This window comes from Stackebrandtia soli, from assembly GCF_965137155.1.
In the GTDB taxonomy this organism is placed as follows: Bacteria; Actinomycetota; Actinomycetes; order Mycobacteriales; family Micromonosporaceae; genus Stackebrandtia; species Stackebrandtia soli.
This window is the reverse complement of the sequence record NZ_CBCRZX010000002.1, coordinates 95,860-114,494: the sequence shown is the minus strand read 5'-3', so window position 1 is coordinate 114,494 and position 18,635 is coordinate 95,860. Positions and strand designations below refer to the sequence as shown.

15 protein-coding genes are annotated in these 18,635 nt (G+C 69.3%); 10 read left to right on the top strand and 5 right to left on the bottom strand.

The window, feature by feature from the left end; genetic code table 11:
• Positions 1 to 36: 36 nt before the first annotated feature.
• Complete coding sequence (locus ACM9NP_RS01740) at positions 37 to 768, bottom strand: Clp protease N-terminal domain-containing protein (RefSeq protein WP_415644755.1); 732 nt, start codon at positions 766 to 768, stop codon at positions 37 to 39.
• Between the two features lie 88 nt (positions 769 to 856).
• Here ACM9NP_RS01740 and ACM9NP_RS01735 point away from each other — a divergent pair, with 88 nt between their 5' ends.
• A complete protein-coding gene (locus ACM9NP_RS01735) occupies positions 857 to 3,541 on the top strand; it encodes an AAA domain-containing protein (RefSeq protein ID WP_415644754.1) in 2,685 nt (894 codons plus the stop codon).
• Between the two features lie 55 nt (positions 3,542 to 3,596).
• Complete coding sequence (gene chrA / locus ACM9NP_RS01730; protein ID WP_415644753.1) at positions 3,597 to 4,760, top strand: chromate efflux transporter; 1,164 nt, start codon at positions 3,597 to 3,599, stop codon at positions 4,758 to 4,760.
• Between the two features lie 105 nt (positions 4,761 to 4,865).
• On the opposite strand, the gene ACM9NP_RS01725 is transcribed toward chrA, so the two are convergent.
• The 3 genes from ACM9NP_RS01725 to ACM9NP_RS01715 all read right to left on the bottom strand — a co-directional run bounded on the left by ACM9NP_RS01725 (position 4,866) and on the right by ACM9NP_RS01715 (position 7,651).
• Complete coding sequence (locus ACM9NP_RS01725) at positions 4,866 to 6,416, bottom strand: gamma-glutamyltransferase family protein (protein ID WP_415644752.1); 1,551 nt, start codon at positions 6,414 to 6,416, stop codon at positions 4,866 to 4,868.
• Between the two features lie 105 nt (positions 6,417 to 6,521).
• A complete protein-coding gene (locus tag ACM9NP_RS01720) occupies positions 6,522 to 7,181 on the bottom strand; it encodes a phosphotransferase (RefSeq protein WP_415644751.1) in 660 nt (219 codons plus the stop codon).
• Positions 7,178 to 7,651, bottom strand: coding sequence for a GNAT family N-acetyltransferase (locus ACM9NP_RS01715; RefSeq protein WP_415644750.1), 474 nt, complete (start codon positions 7,649 to 7,651; stop codon positions 7,178 to 7,180). The genes ACM9NP_RS01720 and ACM9NP_RS01715 overlap by 4 nt, the downstream gene beginning before the upstream one ends.
• A 156-nt stretch (positions 7,652 to 7,807) precedes the next feature.
• On the opposite strand from ACM9NP_RS01715, the gene ACM9NP_RS01710 reads away from it, so the two are divergent.
• The 5 genes from ACM9NP_RS01710 to ACM9NP_RS01690 all read left to right on the top strand — a co-directional run bounded on the left by ACM9NP_RS01710 (position 7,808) and on the right by ACM9NP_RS01690 (position 15,964).
• Positions 7,808 to 8,458, top strand: a complete 651-nt coding sequence (locus tag ACM9NP_RS01710; RefSeq protein WP_415644749.1) for a GmrSD restriction endonuclease domain-containing protein — start codon at positions 7,808 to 7,810, stop codon at positions 8,456 to 8,458.
• Positions 8,459 to 8,881: 423 nt separating this feature from the next.
• Positions 8,882 to 10,948, top strand: coding sequence for a phosphate acetyltransferase (pta, locus tag ACM9NP_RS01705; RefSeq protein WP_415644748.1), 2,067 nt, complete (start codon positions 8,882 to 8,884; stop codon positions 10,946 to 10,948).
• Positions 10,945 to 12,111 (top strand): acetate/propionate family kinase, encoded by a 1,167-nt coding sequence (locus ACM9NP_RS01700; protein WP_415644747.1) that lies wholly within the window; start codon positions 10,945 to 10,947, stop codon positions 12,109 to 12,111. The genes pta and ACM9NP_RS01700 overlap by 4 nt, the downstream gene beginning before the upstream one ends.
• Positions 12,112 to 12,431: 320 nt before the next feature.
• Positions 12,432 to 14,219 carry an ABC transporter ATP-binding protein gene (locus tag ACM9NP_RS01695; protein ID WP_415644746.1) on the top strand — a complete coding sequence of 596 codons (1,788 nt, stop codon included), beginning with the start codon at positions 12,432 to 12,434 and terminating at the stop codon, positions 14,217 to 14,219.
• Complete coding sequence (locus ACM9NP_RS01690) at positions 14,216 to 15,964, top strand: ABC transporter ATP-binding protein (RefSeq protein WP_415644745.1); 1,749 nt, start codon at positions 14,216 to 14,218, stop codon at positions 15,962 to 15,964. The genes ACM9NP_RS01695 and ACM9NP_RS01690 overlap by 4 nt, the downstream gene beginning before the upstream one ends.
• 80 nt (positions 15,965 to 16,044) lie before the next feature.
• On the opposite strand, the gene ACM9NP_RS01685 is transcribed toward ACM9NP_RS01690, so the two are convergent.
• Positions 16,045 to 16,350 carry a hypothetical protein gene (locus ACM9NP_RS01685; RefSeq protein WP_415644744.1) on the bottom strand — a complete coding sequence of 102 codons (306 nt, stop codon included), beginning with the start codon at positions 16,348 to 16,350 and terminating at the stop codon, positions 16,045 to 16,047.
• A gap of 234 nt (positions 16,351 to 16,584) precedes the next feature.
• Here ACM9NP_RS01685 and ACM9NP_RS01680 point away from each other — a divergent pair, with 234 nt between their 5' ends.
• The 3 genes from ACM9NP_RS01680 (at position 16,585) to ACM9NP_RS01670 (ending at position 18,631) form a co-directional block, all read left to right on the top strand.
• Positions 16,585 to 16,755 (top strand): hypothetical protein, encoded by a 171-nt coding sequence (locus ACM9NP_RS01680; protein WP_415644743.1) that lies wholly within the window; start codon positions 16,585 to 16,587, stop codon positions 16,753 to 16,755.
• Between the two features lie 176 nt (positions 16,756 to 16,931).
• Positions 16,932 to 17,867 (top strand): ABC transporter ATP-binding protein, encoded by a 936-nt coding sequence (locus ACM9NP_RS01675; protein WP_415644742.1) that lies wholly within the window; start codon positions 16,932 to 16,934, stop codon positions 17,865 to 17,867.
• Positions 17,867 to 18,631, top strand: coding sequence for an ABC transporter permease (locus ACM9NP_RS01670; protein WP_415644741.1), 765 nt, complete (start codon positions 17,867 to 17,869; stop codon positions 18,629 to 18,631). Before ACM9NP_RS01675 ends, ACM9NP_RS01670 begins: the two co-directional genes overlap by 1 nt.
• Positions 18,632 to 18,635 lie beyond the last annotated feature (4 nt).

Below are 18,635 nucleotides of genomic sequence, written 5' to 3'. Positions count from 1 at the left end.
GTTCCCGTCGCGACGGGANCCNCCCACCACTGATGCCTACTTCGGATCGTTCGCCGCCGCGAGTTGCGCCAGCATCGACTGAATCGGTTTACGGATCGCGGGTTTCGTCACGCCGTGGCGGCTGAGGATCGTCGCCGGTTCTCCTTTGTCCTCCAGCAGGGCGAGGAGGATGTGCTCGGTGCCCACATAGTTGTGCCCCATGTTGACCGCCTCCTCGATGGTGCGTTCGAAGACGCGCGTCGCCCGCGCGTCCATCGTCGGGATCGGTGTCGACCGGGGCTCGCCGCCGGGCGGCAGGGCCTCCGTCGCGGCGGCGGCGATGGCGTCGACGTCCGCGTTCAGTGACTCCATCGCGACGATCGCGAGACTCTCCCTCTCCTGGAGGAGACCGACGAGAATGTGCACGTCGGTGGTCTCGGTGTTGCCTCGGTTCCGCGCCGCGATCGCGGCCTTCTCCATGACGATCTTCGCGCGGCCGGTGAATCGGCCGGTCGCCTCGAGGGGGTTCTCCTCCGTGCCCTTCTTGGAGACGAAGCGCTTCTGCGCGGCCTGCTTCGTCACGCCCATGTATTGGCCGATGTCGGTCCACGACGCTCCCGCGCGCCGCGCCTGATCCACGAAGTGTCCGACGAGGGTGTCGGCGTGGTCGGTGAGGCGCTCGGCGACGAGCACCGCCTCGGACAGCCGCTCCAGATCGGAGCCGGACGGATGTTGAGTCTTGACGTAATCGATGAGTTCGTCCAGTCGGACGGGAATCTTCTCGTTCATGCGTCAACCATAGGTTGACGATTTCAAATCGTCAACCCCGAGTTGACGCTCCCGTGTCTTGTCGGTTCGCGATAGGTTCACCGGTGACATGGACGTCTCGACTCTGCTGGCGGTACTCGCCGATCTCGCACCCGCGCCGCGCGCCGCGCCCCTCGACATTCGCAGCGGCACCGCCACCGCCGTGCACTTCCCCGACCTCGACCCCGACACCGTCAAGGACCCCGCCGCCGCGCGCCTCGCCGCCCTCGACGCGCTGCACCGCGACGAGCGCATCATGCGCCAGGGCTGGTACACGATCCGAGGCAACGCCATGGTGGACGGTCGGCGGCGAGTCGTGTTCCTGCCGCTGTACCAACGCCCGGTGCGCATCCAGACGGGCATGCTGTCGCAGCGCATCCGGCCCGCCGGAGACATCGAGACCACCCTCGGTCCGACCGCGCCCGAATCACCCCTGAATCCGATCGACCCCGAGACGCTGCTCGAACTCGCCGTGTCCACCGGGCTTCCCGTCACCGCAGTCACCGACACTCCGCCGACCGACCGCGACGAACTCGTGCTCGTCACCGGCAGCGTCCTGTTCGCCGCCCGACCCGCCCCGATGGGAGTCGCGCCCACCCTACGAGACTGGGGATCGCGGCCCGGCCTCGACGCCACCGCGCTCGCCGCCGTCTACGGTCTCGCCCCGCTCGAACCGGAGAGACCCGAACGTCCCACCGTCCGGATCCTGCCGCTCGACCCCGACCAGACCGCCGCCGCCGACCACGCCCGTCGGCACCCCGTCACCGTCATCTCCGGCGCGCCCGGTTGCGGCAAGAGCCACACACTCGCCGCGATCGCGCAGGACGCCATCGCGGCGGGCGAGTCGGTCCTGATGGTCACGCAGTCCGTCCACGCCGCCGACGTCCTCGCCGACCTGATCAGCCGCCAGCCCGGCCCCGAACCCGTCCTCTTCGGAGACAGCGAACGCCGAGGCGCCGTCCTGACCGAGCTGTCCGGAGGAGCCCCGGCCGGGCACGGCGACGATGCGCTCCGCCAAGCGCGCGCCTCGGCCGACCGCGCCCTCCAACTCGTCGGCCGAGCCGAGTCGGTAGCACGAACGGCACTCGCCGACGAGCATCTCGCCGCCACGGTCCGCGGCTCGGACACCCTGTGGTTCAACGACTTCCCCGGGCTGCTCGACATGGACGTCGACCTGACGGTCGTCGCTCGGCTCCTCGACCGTTCCCTCGCCGACGGCGTCGGGTGGATCAACCGCCTTCGAGCGGCGCACGCCCGCCGCCGTCTGGCCGCCGTCGTCCGAGGGTCCGGCTCCGCCGACGACCTCCGGCACGCGCTGACTCTGGCGGAATCCCACCGCGCCGCCGCCCGTCTCACCGCGACCGGCGGCACCGATCTGCGCGACACCTGGGACATCCTGGCTGAAGCGGACGAGCGCTCCCGCGAGGCGGCCGGTCACGCGCTCGCGATCGAGGCGACGTCCCGTCGTCGTCGAGACCGTGTCGCGCTGCGCGCGATGTCCGGCTTGGCGGCGGCGTTGCGGGCCGGTCGATCGCGGCGCCGCACCGCGCTCGCGGCACTCGATACGACGGCCCTCCTCCGTGCTCTTCCCTTGTGGATCGGCACCGTCACCGACGTCGACGACATCCTCCCCGCCGATCCCGGCATGTTCGACCTGGTGATTCTCGACGAGTCATCTCACATCGACCAGATCCGCGCGGCGCCCGCCCTGGCGCGCGGCCGTCGCGTCGTCGTCGCGGGTGACCCCCGGCAGCTCCGGTTCGTGTCCTTCGTCGGCGACGCGGCGGTCGCCGACGTCCTCAACGAACACGCCGTGACCGAACACGCCGACCTGCTCGACGTGCGCCGCCGTTCGCTGTACGACGTCGCGTGTGGAGCGAGCCCGGCGATACGCCTGGGCGAGCACTATCGCGGCGTGCCGCACCTCATCGGCTTCTCGTCCCGCAGCTTCTACAACGGACAGGTCGCGCCGGTGACAACCCACCCGAGGAACGACCGCCATGACGCCATCGACGTGCATCGCGTCGTCGACGCGACCGTCACCGACGGCGTCAACACCGCTGAGCTGGAGCGGATGCTCGCCCTCACCGAGTCCCTGATTGACGCGGGGGAGTCGGACATCGCGCTCATCACGCCGTTCCGGGCGCAGGCGGACGCGATCGAGGCCGCGCTCCTTCAGACGTACACCGCCGACCTCATCGCCCGCGTCGGCCTGCGGACCGGCACCGTCCACGCGTTCCAGGGCAGCGAGGCCGCCACCGTCATCGCCGGCCTCGGCGTCCTCGACACGGACGCCGTGGGCCGCCGCCGCTTCGTCTCGGACCCGCACCTGTTCAACGTCATGATCACCCGAGCCCGCCGACGACTCCACGTCGTGACGTCGCTGCTCGATCCCGGTGGTCTCATCGGCGACTTCCTTCGATACGCCGACCACCCGCCCGAGGCGCCGCCACCCGGGACCGTCGACGCGTGGGTCGCCTCCGTCTCCGAGGAACTTCGCAGGGCCGACGTGCCGGTCCGTGTCGGATACCCCGTCGGCTCCTGGCGCCTCGACCTCTGCGTGGGCGACGGCGACGCCGCGATCGGCGTCACCTGCGGCGTACACCCCGACGGAGTGACGGAACACCTTGCGCGGCAACGAGTCCTACGCCGCGCGGGCTGGCACCTCGTCGACGCCTTCGCCAGCCGATACGGCGCCAACCCGGTGCCCGCGGCCCTCGCGATCCTGTCCGCGCTCCGCAGCCGGTCCACGTGACCGCCAAGCAGCCATGAGACAGGATTGACGTCTCGGTACAGAGAGGGAAGCGCACGTGGACGCCGACACCGACCCGAACGATCCGTCGCGACCTCCCGTGGGGTCCGTGCGCGAGGTGGCGTTCCTGTTCCTCCGCCTCGGGACGATCGCGTTCGGCGGGCCGGCCGCCCACACGGCACTGATGCACCAGGAGGTCGTGCGCGGTCGTGGGTGGGTGTCCGAGCAGCGCTTCGTGGACCTCATGGGGGCGACGAACCTCATCCCCGGCCCCAACTCCACCGAACTGGCGATTCACCTCGGGTTCGATCGTGCCCGCTGGCGCGGCCTGCTCGCGGCCGGGGTGTGCTTCATCGTGCCCGCGGCGGTCCTCGTGACGGCCCTGGCCTGGATATACGTCTCCTATGGACAGACTCCGGCCGTGTCGGGCGTCCTGTACGGCATCGTCCCGGCCGTCATCGCGATCATCGCGCACGCCCTGTTCTCCCTGCTGCGAACCACCATCGGCAGCGTGTGGCTCGCGGTCCTCGCGGTGTCGGCGCTCGCCGCCTACGTCGTCGGGGTCAACGAACTCCTGATCATGGCCGCCGGTGCCGTCATCGCGGCGCTCGCGCACCTGGTGCGGCACCGTCCTCGGGGCACGGGCGCGCACGGGCTCGTATTGGTGCCGGTGCTGGCTTTGGGAGAACCGTCCGGCGCGCAGTTGACGCAACTGTTCTTCACGATGTTGAAGATCGGTTCCGTGTTGTACGGCAGCGGGTACGTGCTGCTCGCCTTCCTTCAGGGCGATTTCGTCGACCGGCTCGGGTGGATCACCGAGCAGCAGCTGGTCGACGCCGTGTCCGTCGGTCAGGTGACTCCGGGGCCGGTCTTCACGACCGCGACCTTCGTCGGTTACGTCGTCGCGGGGCTTCCGGGCGCCTTCGTCGCGACGGTGGCGATCTTCGCGCCGTCGTTCGTGTTCGTCGGGTTGTTGACCAGGCTGGTCGATTGGCTCCGGTCTCGGGAGTGGACGTCGGCGGTCCTGGACGCCGTCAACGCGACCGCGTTGGCGCTCATGGCGGGCGTCAGTGCTCAGCTGGGCGCCGCCGCGATCGTCGACCCGTTGACGGCCGGGATCGCGATCGTCACCCTGGTGTTGTTGTGGCGCACCAGGTTGAACAGTGCCTGGTACATCGCGGCGGGCGCCCTCATCGGTGTGGCGTACACCCTGCTCGGCTGATCGATCCACCGTCACGACACGTCGAAGGTCCATTTCGGCTTCCGGCGTTGACTCGACCGATTCGGCCCCGCCGTCCGGTGCCGGAAGCCGGGTCGTGCGGTGCGGTCATACCGCGATCGTCGTTGCGACGACGGCACGCGGGTCGGCGGCGCCGTGGGCCGTCCCGTCCGCGTCGACGTCGATCAGCTGGGCATGCCCGAACGGGACGGGGACGCGCGTGACCCGGTGGCCACGTGCGGCGAGGTCGTCCCAACCGTACGGTGCGTCGCTCTCCAGTTCGACGGGCGCCGCCTGGTCGGACCATGTGTCGAAGCCGTTGGTGTTGCCGATTCGCCACCGTGGGGCGGAGACGACCTCGGTGGCTGATTGATCATTGTGGAGCAGTCTGGTCAGGAGCTGCGTCATGATCTGCGGTTGCGTGTCTCCGCCCATCGTCCCCGCGACAGTCCTGAGTGTTCCGTCCGGGCGCGTGACGATCATGGGCATGAGCGTGTGCGGCGGTCGGCGGCGCGGTCCGAACTCGGCCGGGTGACCCGGTTCGAGCGAGAAGCCCAACCCCCGGTTGTGCAGGCCGATGCCGGTCGCGGGTTCGAAGATTCCGCTGCCGAAACCGGCCGCGTTCGACTGGATCAGCGACACCCCGGTGCCGGAACCGTCGACGACGCACAGGTAGGTCGTGCCGCCCGGGGCGACCGTGTCCGTCAGGTCCGCCCGTCCGTTCGGGTCGAAGCGTGCCGCGCGCTTGTCGACCTCGGCGTCGGTGAGCAGTGCCGCGACGTCCGCGCCCTCGTGGAGTAGCTTCGGCCGATCGACGCCGGCCAGCCGTGACGCCTCTATCAGGGTGTGCGCCCACTCGGCCCCGTCGAGGTCGGAGACGCCGATCCGATCCGCGATGCCCAGCGCCAGGGCGGCGACGTAGCCCTGGGTGTTCGCCGGTGTCGTCCAGACCGTGTGCCCGAAGGCGTCCCGCCGCACCGGTTCGACCCAGTCCGCGTTGATCTCGTCCAGATCGGATTCTCTGAAGAGGCCACCGCCGAGGCCGAGTAGCCCGGCACCGAAGGCGCCCCGGTACAGGCCCGCGCGTCCGTTCTCGCCGATCGCCCGCAGGGTCGCGGCGATGCCCGGTCTCCGGACGGGTCGCCCGGCGGCGGCGTCATCCAGATCGGACGTCCCGGGGCGGCCGGTCACACGGGCGGCTCCCAAGACGAGCAGCGGCGACGGTGTGAAACCGTCGGTGGCGTGTCGGATCGCGTCGCCGAACAGTTCGGCGAGTGGCAGCGTCCCGCCGCGACGGTGCAGCGCGATCCACCCGTCGACGCAACCCGGCACGGTGACCGCCGCGAGCTCGGACAACGGCATCGTCCGGTGTCCGTTGGCGCGCAAGGCATCGGGGTCGGCTCCCGAACCGGACCGGCCGGACGCGTTCAGCGCGATCGGCGCCTCCCCCGGCTTCGAGACCAACGCGAACAGGTCCCCACCCAGCCCGCACAGGTGCGGCGCGGTCACGGACAGGACCGCGTTGGCGGCGATCGCGGCGTCCACGGCCGTGCCGCCGCGGCGCAGTACGGCGGCGCCCGCCTCGGACGCCAGGGGATCGACGGTCGCGACGATCCCGTCCCGACCGCTGGCGAAGTGATTGACCCGAGTCGATGGCATGGCGGGGACACTACTCGTTTTCCCCGGTCGTTCGGCGGAGGATTCCGCGCCGTCGGGTCCGACCGCGAGCCGCAGAGATCCCCGCTTTCGCGAAGTGGACGGTGGTCAGTTCAGGGTCGACAACCAGCGCCGCAGCTCGGAACGCTCGTCGATGGTCCAGTTCGGATCGTCGACGCGGCGGCGGATCGCGGTGGCGAGCATCGCCGTCGGATGGTGCGCGATCTCACCCAGGTAGTCGTCGAGAAGCCGCTTCCGCAACGCCGCGAACGCCGCCGGGTCGACCCCGGGCAGCTCGACGGTGGCCGCTCGCAGCAGCACCGAGGTGTCGGCGACGTCCAGGCGAGGATCGCCCGCCATGGCGTTGCCCCAGTCGATGACGACCGGACCGTCGTGGGTCAGGACGACGTTGCCGGGGTGAAAGTCCAGGTGGAGGACGCGACCCGCGTCGTCGTGGCGGGGCAGCCAGGTGGGCGCCCGGACCGCGTGAAGTCGATTGTGGAGCTCGGCGAGCGTCTCGCCGTGCCGGTACACCGCCTCCGGTGTGGACAGCGCGTCCTCGAGCATGGTAGGCCCAGCGAGTCTCTCCATCACCAGGTCCGAACCGGTCGCATCGAACACCCTCGGCACCGGATAACCATGGCCGCCAAGGTATGTCATGAGGCGAGCCTCGGGCTCGGCATCCTCACCGTCGCGGTACCGGCGCAGGACGCGGGCATGGTCGAGCAGGTAGACGTCGGCCGTTCGGCCGCGGGCGAGGAGTCTCATCGTCGTTTGAGGTTCAGTTTCATCGAGGGGTCGCTGGTTCGGACGAAACCGAGCGAGGTGTACAGCGGTTCCGCTTCGACCGAGGCGCGCAGTTCGACGCTGAACACGCCTTCGCCGACGAACCAGTCGAGCAGCGCGACCATACACGCACGGGCGTGTCCGCGGCGCCGGTGGTCGAGATCGGTGCTGACATTGAAGACATAGCCCGACTTCCCCGACGGGTTCGCCGGAGACGGCAGCTTCCTGAGGATCGAACCGGTCGCGCACGCCGCCAACCCCGGCTCACCGTCGACCACGAACGCCGCGATCAACGCGGGACGGCGAGGAAGTTCCGCCACGAGCATGCCCGCCGCGGCATCCCGCCACAGGACGTCCTCGATGTCCGGGGAACCCATGGAGTCGTGCATGAGCGCGCGCAATCGGACGAGTTCGGGCACGTCGTCGACGGTGGCGCGGCGAGTTGGGCACATGGCTTCACTGTAGTTCGGCGGTCATGGCGGACCGGTCGCCTGGTGGTTCGGAGACAATTCACGAACCTTTCGCGGAAAAGTCCGCTATGGGCTAGAAATCTCCAATGTTAAATATGTAACGTCATGATCGTCTTAAGCACCTTCGAAGGAGATGTCATGACCGGCACATTCATCTCATCGACTCGTCGCCTCCTCGTCGTCGCCCTCGCGGCGTGCGCCCTGGTGATCGCGTCGTTGTCGGTGGCGGACCCCGCACACGCCACCGCCCCCAACATCCCGAGCAAGGCCACGGCGCTCGCCGAACTCGCGGCGCTCACCGTCACACCCGAAGGCTCGTCCTCCGGTTACGACCGTGCCAAGTTCCCGCACTGGCAGACCGTCTCCGGCTCCTGCAACGCCAGAGAGATGGTGCTGCAACGAGACGGCATCGACGTGAGCGTCGGTTCCGACTGCCAGCCCACGGCGGGCCGTTGGTACAGCCCCTACGACGGCGTGACCCTGTACTCGTCGTCCGACGTGGACATCGACCACGTCGTTCCGCTCGCCGAGGCGTGGCGCTCCGGAGCCTCCGGTTGGACGCAGGCCAAGCGTGAGGCCTTCGCCAACGACCTGTCGTACCCGCAGCTGCGGGCGTCCAGCGCCAGCTCCAACCGCTCCAAAAGCGACTCGGATCCGACCGAGTGGAAGCCGATGTCGTCGTACCAGTGCACCTACGCCAAGATGTGGGTCCGCTCGAAGTACCACTGGGGCCTTACCTTGCAGTCCGCCGAGAAGTCGGCGCTGCAGACCATGCTCAACACCTGCTGACGTGTTCACATCCGGCCCTCGACGCGTACCGTGTCGGGGGCCGTTTCCCGTTCCCGATCCCTGCCTGTTCGAGACCGTGTGCCGTTCTCGACCATCCGGATCTGTCCAGAGTGGCTTGACTCGGTGTCTCGTGGGCTCGATCGGCGCCATCCCCCAGATCGTCGATCATGGGGGCCACCATCCTCCTCCCCTATGGTGAACGTAGCCCCTGAGTGCTGAAGCCACGCTAAAGGCGCCTGAAGCCAACCTGAAACGACTGGTCAAGGGCCGCGCATCGCATCGAAGATCATCGCTTCGCCGTGGTCGCGACGGGCCCGTCCCGCGCTCGCGTCGTGTCGCCGGGTGGAAACCTCGAGCCGTTGTCGCCACCAACGGCGGCGCGGGCATGACGACCCGCGAGCGCTCACCCCCTACAGTGAACGGATGCCTCACAGCGCCTACCTCACCGCGCTCGACGGCGGCAGCGGCAAGTCGCTCATCGCCTTCGGCTTGACGGAACTGCTGAGCCGGACCGTCGGCTCCGTCTCCGTCTTCCGCCCGGTCGTCCGAGCCGACTCCCCGGATCCGCTCGTCGCTCTGCTGCGGCACCGTTTCCGTCTGACGGCCGACGCCGCCGACTGCGTGGGCGTCACCTACGACGACGTCCACCACGACCCGGACGCCGCGATGAGTCGCATCGTCGAGCGGTACCACGCCCTCGCGGTGACCGCGCGCGCCGTCATCATCGTCGGCACCGACTACACCGACGTCGGGTCCCCGATGGAGTACGAGTTCAACATGCGCGTCGCGGTCAACCTCGGCGCGCCGCTCGTCCTGATCATGACCGGCGACGGACGGACCCCGGCCGAGTTGTCCCAGGCCGCCCGCCTCGCCCGCGCCCAAGCCCGGGCCGCTCACGCCAGCGTCTCCGCGATCATCGTCAACCGCGCCGACCCCGACGCCGTCGACGCGATACGGCGTGATCTGCCCGACGCCGACGTCATCCCGCGCTCGCCGAAGCTGCTCGCGCCCACCGTCGGCGAATACGCCGCCGCCTGCGACGCGACCATCCTCTTCGGAGATCCGGCGACGGCCGCCCGCCAGGCGAGCGGTCTGCTCGTCGCCGCGATGACGCTCCCGAACATGCTCACCCACTTGACGCCCGGCGCGCTCGTCATCACCCCTGGCGATCGCTCCGACCTGCTCCTGGGTCTACTCGCCGCGCACACCGCCGGCAGCCCCGCCATCGCGGGCATCGTCCTCACGGGCGGTCTCGCTGTGCCGACGGCCGTTCGCGACGTCATCGCCGGTTTCGCGTCACCGCTGGCCGTCTACGCCGCCGACGGAGACACCTTCGACACCGCGACGCGCCTCGCCGCCGTGCGGGGGAAGCTCTCGGCCGATTCCGACGCGACCCTCGCGACGGCGTCGACCCTGTTCGCCGACAATGTGGACACCGATCGGCTGTCGCGCCGGTTCCACGTCGGCCGTTCGCCCGCCGTCACGCCGTTGATGTTCGAATTCGACCTGATGGAACGCGCCCGCGGTCATCAACGCCACATCGTGCTTCCCGAAGGCACCGAGCCGCGCATTCTCCGCGCCGCCGAGATTGTGACCCGACGACGGGTCGCGCGGGTGACACTGCTGGGCGACGTCACCGAGGTGAACGCCGCCGCGGATCGCCTCGGCATCGATATCGAGGACGTGTCCATTGTCGATCCCCGCGACGTCGAGCTGCGCTCCCGCTTCGCGCGCGAGTACTCCAGTCTGCGCGCCCACCGGGGCATCACCGAGGCCATGGCCTTCGACACCGTCGTCGACGTCTCCTACTTCGGCACCATGATGGTCCATTGCGGACTCGTGGACGGCATGGTCTCCGGCGCCGCCCATACGACAGCCCACACCATTCGCCCCGCGTTCGAGATCATCAAGGCCGCTCCCGGCGTCGAGGTCGTGTCCAGCGTCTTCTTCATGTGCCTGCCCGAGCGGGTCCTCGTGTACGGCGACTGCGCCGTCATCCCCGAGCCCGACGTCACCCAGCTCGCCGACATCGCCATCTCCGCCGCCGACTCCGCCGCGACCTTCGGCGTCGAACCGAAGGTCGCGATGCTGTCGTACTCCACCGGCGACTCCGGCACAGGATCCGATGTGGAGCGCGTGCGCGAGGCGGCCGCCCTGGCGTCCTCGAGGCGGCCCGACCTCGCCATCGAGGGGCCGATCCAGTACGACGCCGCCGTCGACGCCGAAGTCGCCGCCGCGAAGCTCCCCAGCAGCGCCGTCGCCGGCCAAGCGACCGTGTTCGTCGTTCCCGACCTGAACACCGGCAACAACCTGTACAAGGCGGTTCAGCGCTCGGCCGGGGCCGTCGCGATCGGTCCGATGCTGCAAGGGCTCCGGCGTCCCGTCAACGACCTCTCTCGCGGTGCGACCGTGCCCGACATCGTCAACACGATCGCGCTGACCGCCGTTCAGGCGTATGAGTCCGCCAAGACCGTCACGGAGGCCCAATGAGCACCGTCCTCGTCGTCAACTCCGGTTCGTCCTCGCTGAAGTACCAGCTCGTGGCGCTGCCGTCGGGCGAAGCGATCGCCTCCGGCCTGATAGAACGCATCGGTGAGGAGGTCGGCAACGCGCGCCACACCGACGCCGACGGGACCCGCGAGACGGAGACGACGATCCCCGACCACGACACCGCCATGCGACTCGTGCTCGCCGTCCTGCCTCCGTCGCCGCCCGACGCGATCGGCCACCGCGTCGTCCACGGCGGAGACCGATTCAGCGAACCGACGCTCATCACCGACGAGGTGTGCGCCGTCGTCCAGGAACTGTCCACACTCGCGCCACTGCACAATCCCGCGAACCTCGCCGGGATCCAGGCCTCCCGCGCCGCGTTCGGCGACGTTCCGCAGGTCGCCGTCTTCGACACCGCGTTCCACACGACGATCCCCGAACACGCCTGGCGCTACGCCGTGCCCCCCGAGTGGGTCACCGACTACGGCGTCCGACGCTACGGTTTCCACGGCACCTCGCATCGCTACGTCGGCGGCGCGACGGCACGGCTTCTCGGCCGTGATCCGTCCGATTGCGACATCATCGTCCTGCACCTGGGGAACGGGGCGTCCGTGTCGGCGATCCACGGGGGAGTGTGCGTCGAGACGTCCATGGGGATGACGCCCCTGGAAGGGCTCGTCATGGGTACCCGCAGCGGCGACATAGACCCGGCCGTCATCGCGCACCTCGCACGCCACGGCATGTCCATCGGCGACATCGACGACGCCCTCAACACCCGAAGCGGACTACTCGGTCTGTGCGGCGAGAACGACATGCGCCGCGTCCACGAACTCGCGGAATCCGGGGACGCCGCCGCGCGCACCGCGCTCGACGTCTACTGTCACCGCATCCGCAAGTACGTCGGCGCGTACCTGGCCGTGCTCGGTGGAGCCGACGCGATCGTGTTCACCGCCGGCGTCGGGGAGAACAACCCCGACATCCGCGCTCGCGGCCTGAGCGGTCTGGAACGCCTCGGCATCCGCCTCGATCCGGCGCGCAACGCCTTCAACGAAGCGATCATCTCTGACGACGACTCCCCCGTGACGGTGTGCGTCGTCCCGACCGACGAAGAACACGCCATCGCGGAACAGACGTGGGAGCTCGTCGAAGGGCTCGCGCGTTGACATCGACGATCCTCAACGGCGCGACTTCCGTTGACAGGGCCCCATCTGAGGGTCATGGCGGATGTTTGGTGATCGGGTCCGATCCGCGAGCCCCGTTCTGCGCGAATTGACTCGTTCCTGGACCATCTCTGTCGAACCCGTCGCGTGCGTCGCGCCGGGTCCTCGAACCTCGTCGATGGGCGATGCGTCGGAAGGGTGAAGCTCGCATACCGCGGTTCGCGGTGAAGACGGGCCGGTCCCCGGCGTCGCGGGGAGTGGGGCCGGTCGCGGTGAAGGTGGACCGCAGCGGTTCGCGGTCGTCACGCGTCTAGGCTGTCGGCGTGTCTCGTGCCCCCGGTCCCGGAACCCCCGTCGTGAGCGGTCCCTTGGCGTATCTGTGGTGGCTCACCAGCTCCCAGTGGCCGCGAGTGCTCCTGGGCGCCTTCTGGGGAACCGTCTACATGGTCAGCTTGATGGTTCCGCCGTATCTCATGTCGCGTGCGATCGACGACGGCCTCGTCGCCCGCGATCTGCCCGTCCTGGTCGGATGGTCGGCGACGCTGTTCGCGATGGGGCTGTTTACGTCCTACTGCGGGATCATGCGGCACCGCACCATGACGAAGGTCCGCATGGACGCCTCGTTCCGCACGATCAGGGTCGTCGTCCGGCATTGCGCCGCGCTCGGCAACACCTTGCGCGGCAAGGTGACCAGCGGCGAGGTCGTCACCGTCGGCGCGACCGACGTCACCCAGATCGCGCAGGCCCTCACCGTCACGGGGCCCGGCGTCGGGGCCGCCATCGCCTACATCGTCCTCGCGGTCATCCTGTTCCAGGTGTCGTGGTTGCTCGCGGTCATCGTCGGGGTGGGCGTGCCCGCGTTGGCGGTCCTGATGCTTCCGTTGTTGCGGCGACTCGGCGACGCCGAGGCGGTGTACCGGGAGCGCCAGGGCTCGCTCACCGGCTTGTCGGGTGACATCGTGTCGGGATTGCGTGTCCTGGCGGGGACGGGCGGCGGTGCCATCTTCGCGCGTCGGTACCACGCCGGGTCGGCTTCGCTTCGCGCCGAGGGATACCGGGTCGGAGTCGTATCGAGTTGGATCCACGCGCTCGGGACGGGCGTGCCGGCCCTGTATCTGGCCGGGGTCGTGTGGTTGACGGCGCGCATGGCCGCGACGGGGCAGATCAGCGTCGGCGATCTCGTGTCCGTCTACGGCTATATCGCGGCGTTGACGATTCCCGTGGCGTTCTTTCTCGAAGCCGGTTACGACATCACTCGCGCGATCGTCGCCGGGCGCCGTGTCATCGCGGTCCTGTCGCTGCCGCAGGCCCTCACCGACGACGGGACGACGGAGCCCGAACCCGAGACGGACCTCCACGATCCCGCCAGTGGGGTGACCGTCCGACATGGAGAGTTGACGGTGCTCGCGGCCGATCGCGACAGCGATGTCGACGCGCTCATGGACCGGCTCGGTCGCCTAACCGACTCCGATGCCACCTGGGGATCGGTTCCGCTGCAGGACATCCCGTTGTCGACGGTCCGCGCGTCCATCCTGGTCGCCGACAACGACGGGCACATCTTTCCAGGGACGATCGGCGACGCCCTCGCCGCTCCGGGCCGTGAGGCCGCCCCTGACGCGCAGCGCACCGCGTTCGATCGCGAGCGGATCACCGCCGCGTTGGAGACCGCCGTCGCCACCGACATCGTCGACGCACTTCCGCTCGGACTCGACTCGCCGCTGCCCGACCGCGCCACGACCCTCTCCGGTGGTCAGCGGCAGCGCCTGCGATTGGCTCGCGCGCTGCTCGTCGACGCGGAGATGTTGCTGCTCAACGACCCCACCTCCGCCGTGGACGCGCGCACCGAGGCCGACATCGCCGCCCGGCTGAGACTCCATCGGGCCGGACGAACCACCCTCGTCGTATCGACGTCTCCACTATGGCTCGATCGGGCGGATCGGGTGGCGTACCTCCGCGCCGATCGGCTCGCCGCGACCGGCGTCCACCGCGACCTGCTCGTCGACGACCGCGACTACCGCGCGCTCGTCACCCGCGACATCGACCCCGATCCCGCGCCCGAACCGAAACCCGACGCGGAGCCTCCCGTGTCTGGGGAGGGGAGTGACCGATGACCGACACCGGACGTCTGCCCGTCGCCTCGCCGGCCGCCGTGCGCGCCGCGACCCGGGAACTGCTCTCCCATGAGCGGGGATCGGTCGCGGGCGTCGTCGTCACGCACTGCGCCGCCGCCCTCGTCGGCCTCGTCGCTCCGTGGCTGCTCGGCCGGATCGTCGACAACGTGACCGGCGGCGGCTCCGTGTCCACCGTGGATCTGCTTGCGGCGGCCATCGTCGGTGCCGTCTTCGCGCAGATCCTGCTCGTGCGCCACGCGAGACTCCTGGCCGCCAGGCTCGGTGAACGCGTGCTCGCGCGCCTGCGTGAGCGCTTCGTCGACCGATCTCTGCTGATTCCCCTGCCGATCGTGGAACGCGCCGGGGTGGGCGACCTGATGACCCGCGCGTCGGTCGACGTCGGAGCGGTCGGATCGTCGGTGCGCGGCGCGGTTCCGGAGATGGCCCTGGCGGGTGTCCAGGTCGTCTTCATCATCGCGGCGGTGTTCATCGTGGACCCGCTGCTCGGTGTCGTCGCGTTCACGGGTGTGCCGATCCTGGTGCTCGCGACGCGCTGGTACCTACGTCGCGCCCGCACCGCCTACATCGAGGAGGGTGCCTCGATCAGCGAGGTGTCGGAGTCGATGGCCGCGACGGTGACCGGCGCGCGAACCGTTGAGACGCTGAGACTCCGAGCCCAGCGTGTCCACGACAGCGAGACCCACATCGATCGTTCGTTCGCGGCGCGGATGGCGACGCTTCGGCTGCGTACGGTCTTCTTCCCGGCCGTCGACGTCGCCCACGCGGTCCCGACGGCGGTCGTGTTGCTCGTCGGCGGCCTCCTGTACTTCGATCGACAGGTCACGCTCGGCGCGGTCGTGTCGGCCGCCCTGTACCTGTGGCAGCTCGTCGACCCGCTCGAAGCGGTGTTCACGTGGGTCGAGCAACTGCAACGCGGAGCCGCCTCCCTGGCGCGAGTCGAGGGAATCGGCGGCGTCATCGGACGGCCCACGCCCACCGAGACCGGCCCGGAGCCGTCCGATGACCGCTTGGAGCTGCGCGGAGCGCGTTTCCGCTACGACCCGGGCGGTCCGGAAGTGTTGCGCGGCATCGATCTGACGGTTCGGCCGGGTGAGCGGCTCGCGATCGTCGGTCCGTCCGGGGCCGGGAAGAGCACGATCGCGCGTCTCCTCGCCGGGATCGACCCGCCGACCGACGGCGCCGTCCTTCTCGGCGGCGTCTCCGTCACTGATGTCGACGCGAACCGCTTGCGGCGGCTCGTCGTCCTACTGACCCAGGAGCATCACGTCTTCGCCGCGCCGCTGCGCGACAATCTGCGGCTCGCCGAGCCCGACGCCGACGACGCGAGCCTATGGTCCGTTTTGGACACGGTGAGCGCGGAGTGGGCGCACGACCTTCCCGACGGGCTCGACACCGTGCTCGGCGGTAACGGCGTGAGCCTGCCCGACGCCGCCGAACAGCAGCTCGCGCTCGCGCGGGTGATCCTCGCGGACCCGCGTGTGCTCGTCCTGGACGAGGCGACGGCGAGGCTCGATCCGTCGACGGCGCGCGGGACGGAGCGCGCGCTGGCGCGGGTGTTGGCCGGGCGCACGGTCGTGTCGATCGCGCACCGCCTGCACACCGCGCGCGACGCCGATCGGATCGCGGTCGTCGAGGACGGTCGGATCACCGAGCTCGGTTCCCACGACGAGTTGTTGACGGCCGGCGGCGCGTATGCCGCCCTGTGGCGGTCGTGGCACGGCTGAGTCGACACCGGTCGAGCCCGACCTCCGTCTCGGCGGCGTTGTGGGTCGTTTGTGGCTTCGGGAGCCGGTTCGATTCGCGCTCAATCGTTCCAGTCGTCGCCGCGGGCGCCGGGTCGGGGAGTGTCGACCAGTCGTCCGATGAGGCGCGCGGTCTCGGCGACTATGAGCTTCCGCCACGTCGCGAACTCCTCGCGTCGGTAGGCGGCCGCGAAGGACGCCTCGATCTTGTCGCCGGTGATCCCCGCGATCGTGCAGGCCATGGTCGGGTCGCCGTGCGCGTCGAGCTCGTCGACGTACACGCGTACCGTGTCCGGCGCCGCCGAAGTCGTAACAGTGCACAGTAGACCGAACGTCGTGAACGTTCCCAGCGTCCGTTCGCCTTCCACCCGGTTCGCGCCCCCATCTCCATCGCCCTACGGCGTAGCTACGGGGCCACTGTATGCCGAGGCGTGGGAGTCCGCGCGCGCCGCACACGAGGGTGCGAGACAACCGGGCGCGAATTCACCCAGGCGTGCGACGGCGACGGGCCGCCGTCATGGCGTCCGCCGAACCCACGCTCCGCAGACGGGGCGTGGAGCCCGCCGACGCGTCGCTCGCCGGGTGGGCGTTGAGGTCCTCCGATGGGAGTGCCATGCCACTCATCCGGGGTTCTGGACGTCCCTGACGCTACGACCTTCTCCTGCCCCGACCGGACCACACTCACCCGCCTGGACGACCTCGGCCCGGCAGTCACCGCTCGGCTGCTGGAGCCCGATCGCGCCGTGTTCGCGGCGCACTCGACGTTGAACTGATCCGAGCACGGGGCCGGTGTGGGAGGTCGAACCTCCGTGTCCCGGACCAGCCAACGGCGCGACCCAGGCCGTGCCGCGAGGTTTCGCACGTCCACCAGATGGTGGAGGTGCGAATCAACCCGGGCTCAGACGCGACGGTCGATGTGACGGGGTGCGATGCGCCATAACTTCGCAGTATGACCGCATTGGAAGTACGAAATCTGCACAAGCGTTACGGGGAGCACGTCGCCGTCGACGACGTCTCCTTCATCGTTGACGAGGGGGAGATCTTCGGCATCATCGGGCCCAACGGCGCCGGCAAGACGACAACCGTCGAGAGCATCGCCGGTTTGCGAAGGCTCGACTCGGGATCGATCTCCGTGCTGGGACTCGACCCGATCAAGGACCGGGCGGAGGTTCGTGAGCGACTCGGCGTTCAACTTCAGGAGAGCAGTTTCCCGGACGCGATCAAAGTCGCCGAGGCCCTCGAGCTCTACAGCTCCTTCTACCGGAACCCCGCCGACTGGCGTGAGCTCATTGAACTCCTTGGCCTCACCGAGAAGCGCAACACGCAGTACAAGGCTCTCTCGGGCGGACAGAAGCAGCGGCTGTCGATCGCGCTCGCCCTGGTCGGCAATCCGAAGGTCGCGATCCTCGACGAGCTCACGACGGGTCTTGACCCGCAGGCGAGGCGCGAGACCTGGAGTCTCATTGAGCGGGTTCGTGACACGGGCGTCACGATCCTCATTGTCACGCACTTCATGGATGAAGCGGAGCGCCTCAGCGACCGGATCGCCGTCATCGCTGGTGGCCGGGTTGCCGCGGTGGATACGCCCGCAGGGTTGATCGCGCAGTCGAGCGTGACGCAGCAGGTCCGGTTCCGCGTGAGCCAACGGCTGGACAAGGGCGTCCTGACCGCGCTTCCCGACGTCACCGATGTCGAGATCGTCGAGGGCCGCTGGCTGGTCACCGGCAGGGGGCAGCTTCTGAGCAGCGTCGCAGGGGCTCTCGCCCGGGCGCAGGTCGTGGCGGAGGATCTCCGCGTCGACCAGGTCAACCTCGACGACGCGTTCGTGGCTTTCACCGGACGCGCCCCGGAATCCTCGGAAGCCTTCGAGAGGAAGGTCGGCTGATGCGCGCTCTCCTGAAGATGGTCAAGATCGAGACGAAGCTCTTCCTTCGGGACGCTGCCACCGTCGGCTTCGGTGTGTTGTTCCCGACGGGACTCCTGCTTGGGCTGGGTGCCATCCCGGCGCTCAGAGAGTCCTCGCCGGAAACCGGCGGGCTCCGGTCCATCGACATCTGGGCGCCGACCGCTCTGGTGTTCGGGATGGTGATGATCGCCGTGCAGCACATCCCGGCGGTGATCGCCACGTATCGTGAGCGCGGCATCCTGCGCAGGCTGTCGACCACCCCTGCTCATCCGCGGAATATCCTGCTCGCGCAGATGATCGTCGCGTTCGCCTCCGTGGTCGTCTCCGCGGCGCTCATGATCTTCCTCGCGTGGGCGGTGCTGGACATCGCGCCGCCCGAGCGTCCCCTGGAGTTCGTCGTCGCCTGCATCGTCGGCTACGCGGCACTGCTCGGGCTCGGCATGATCTCCGCGGCCGTGGCCCGCACGGGCAGTGCCGCGAACCAGGTCGGTACCTTCCTGTTCGTCGCGCTGATGTTCTTCGGCGGGGCCTTCCTTCCTCGGGTCACCATGCCCGACGTGCTGCGCGAGGTCGGCGAGTTCATACCGCCAGGGCTGCAGGCTCTCACCGCGGCGTGGTCGGCCGAAGCGGGCGAGATCACCGCCACCGCAGGTGGGCAGTCCTTCTGGCTGCAGATTGCCATAATGGCGGGCATCGCGGTGACCACGAGCGCGCTCGCCGCAAAGCTCTTCCGCTGGGAGTAGACGT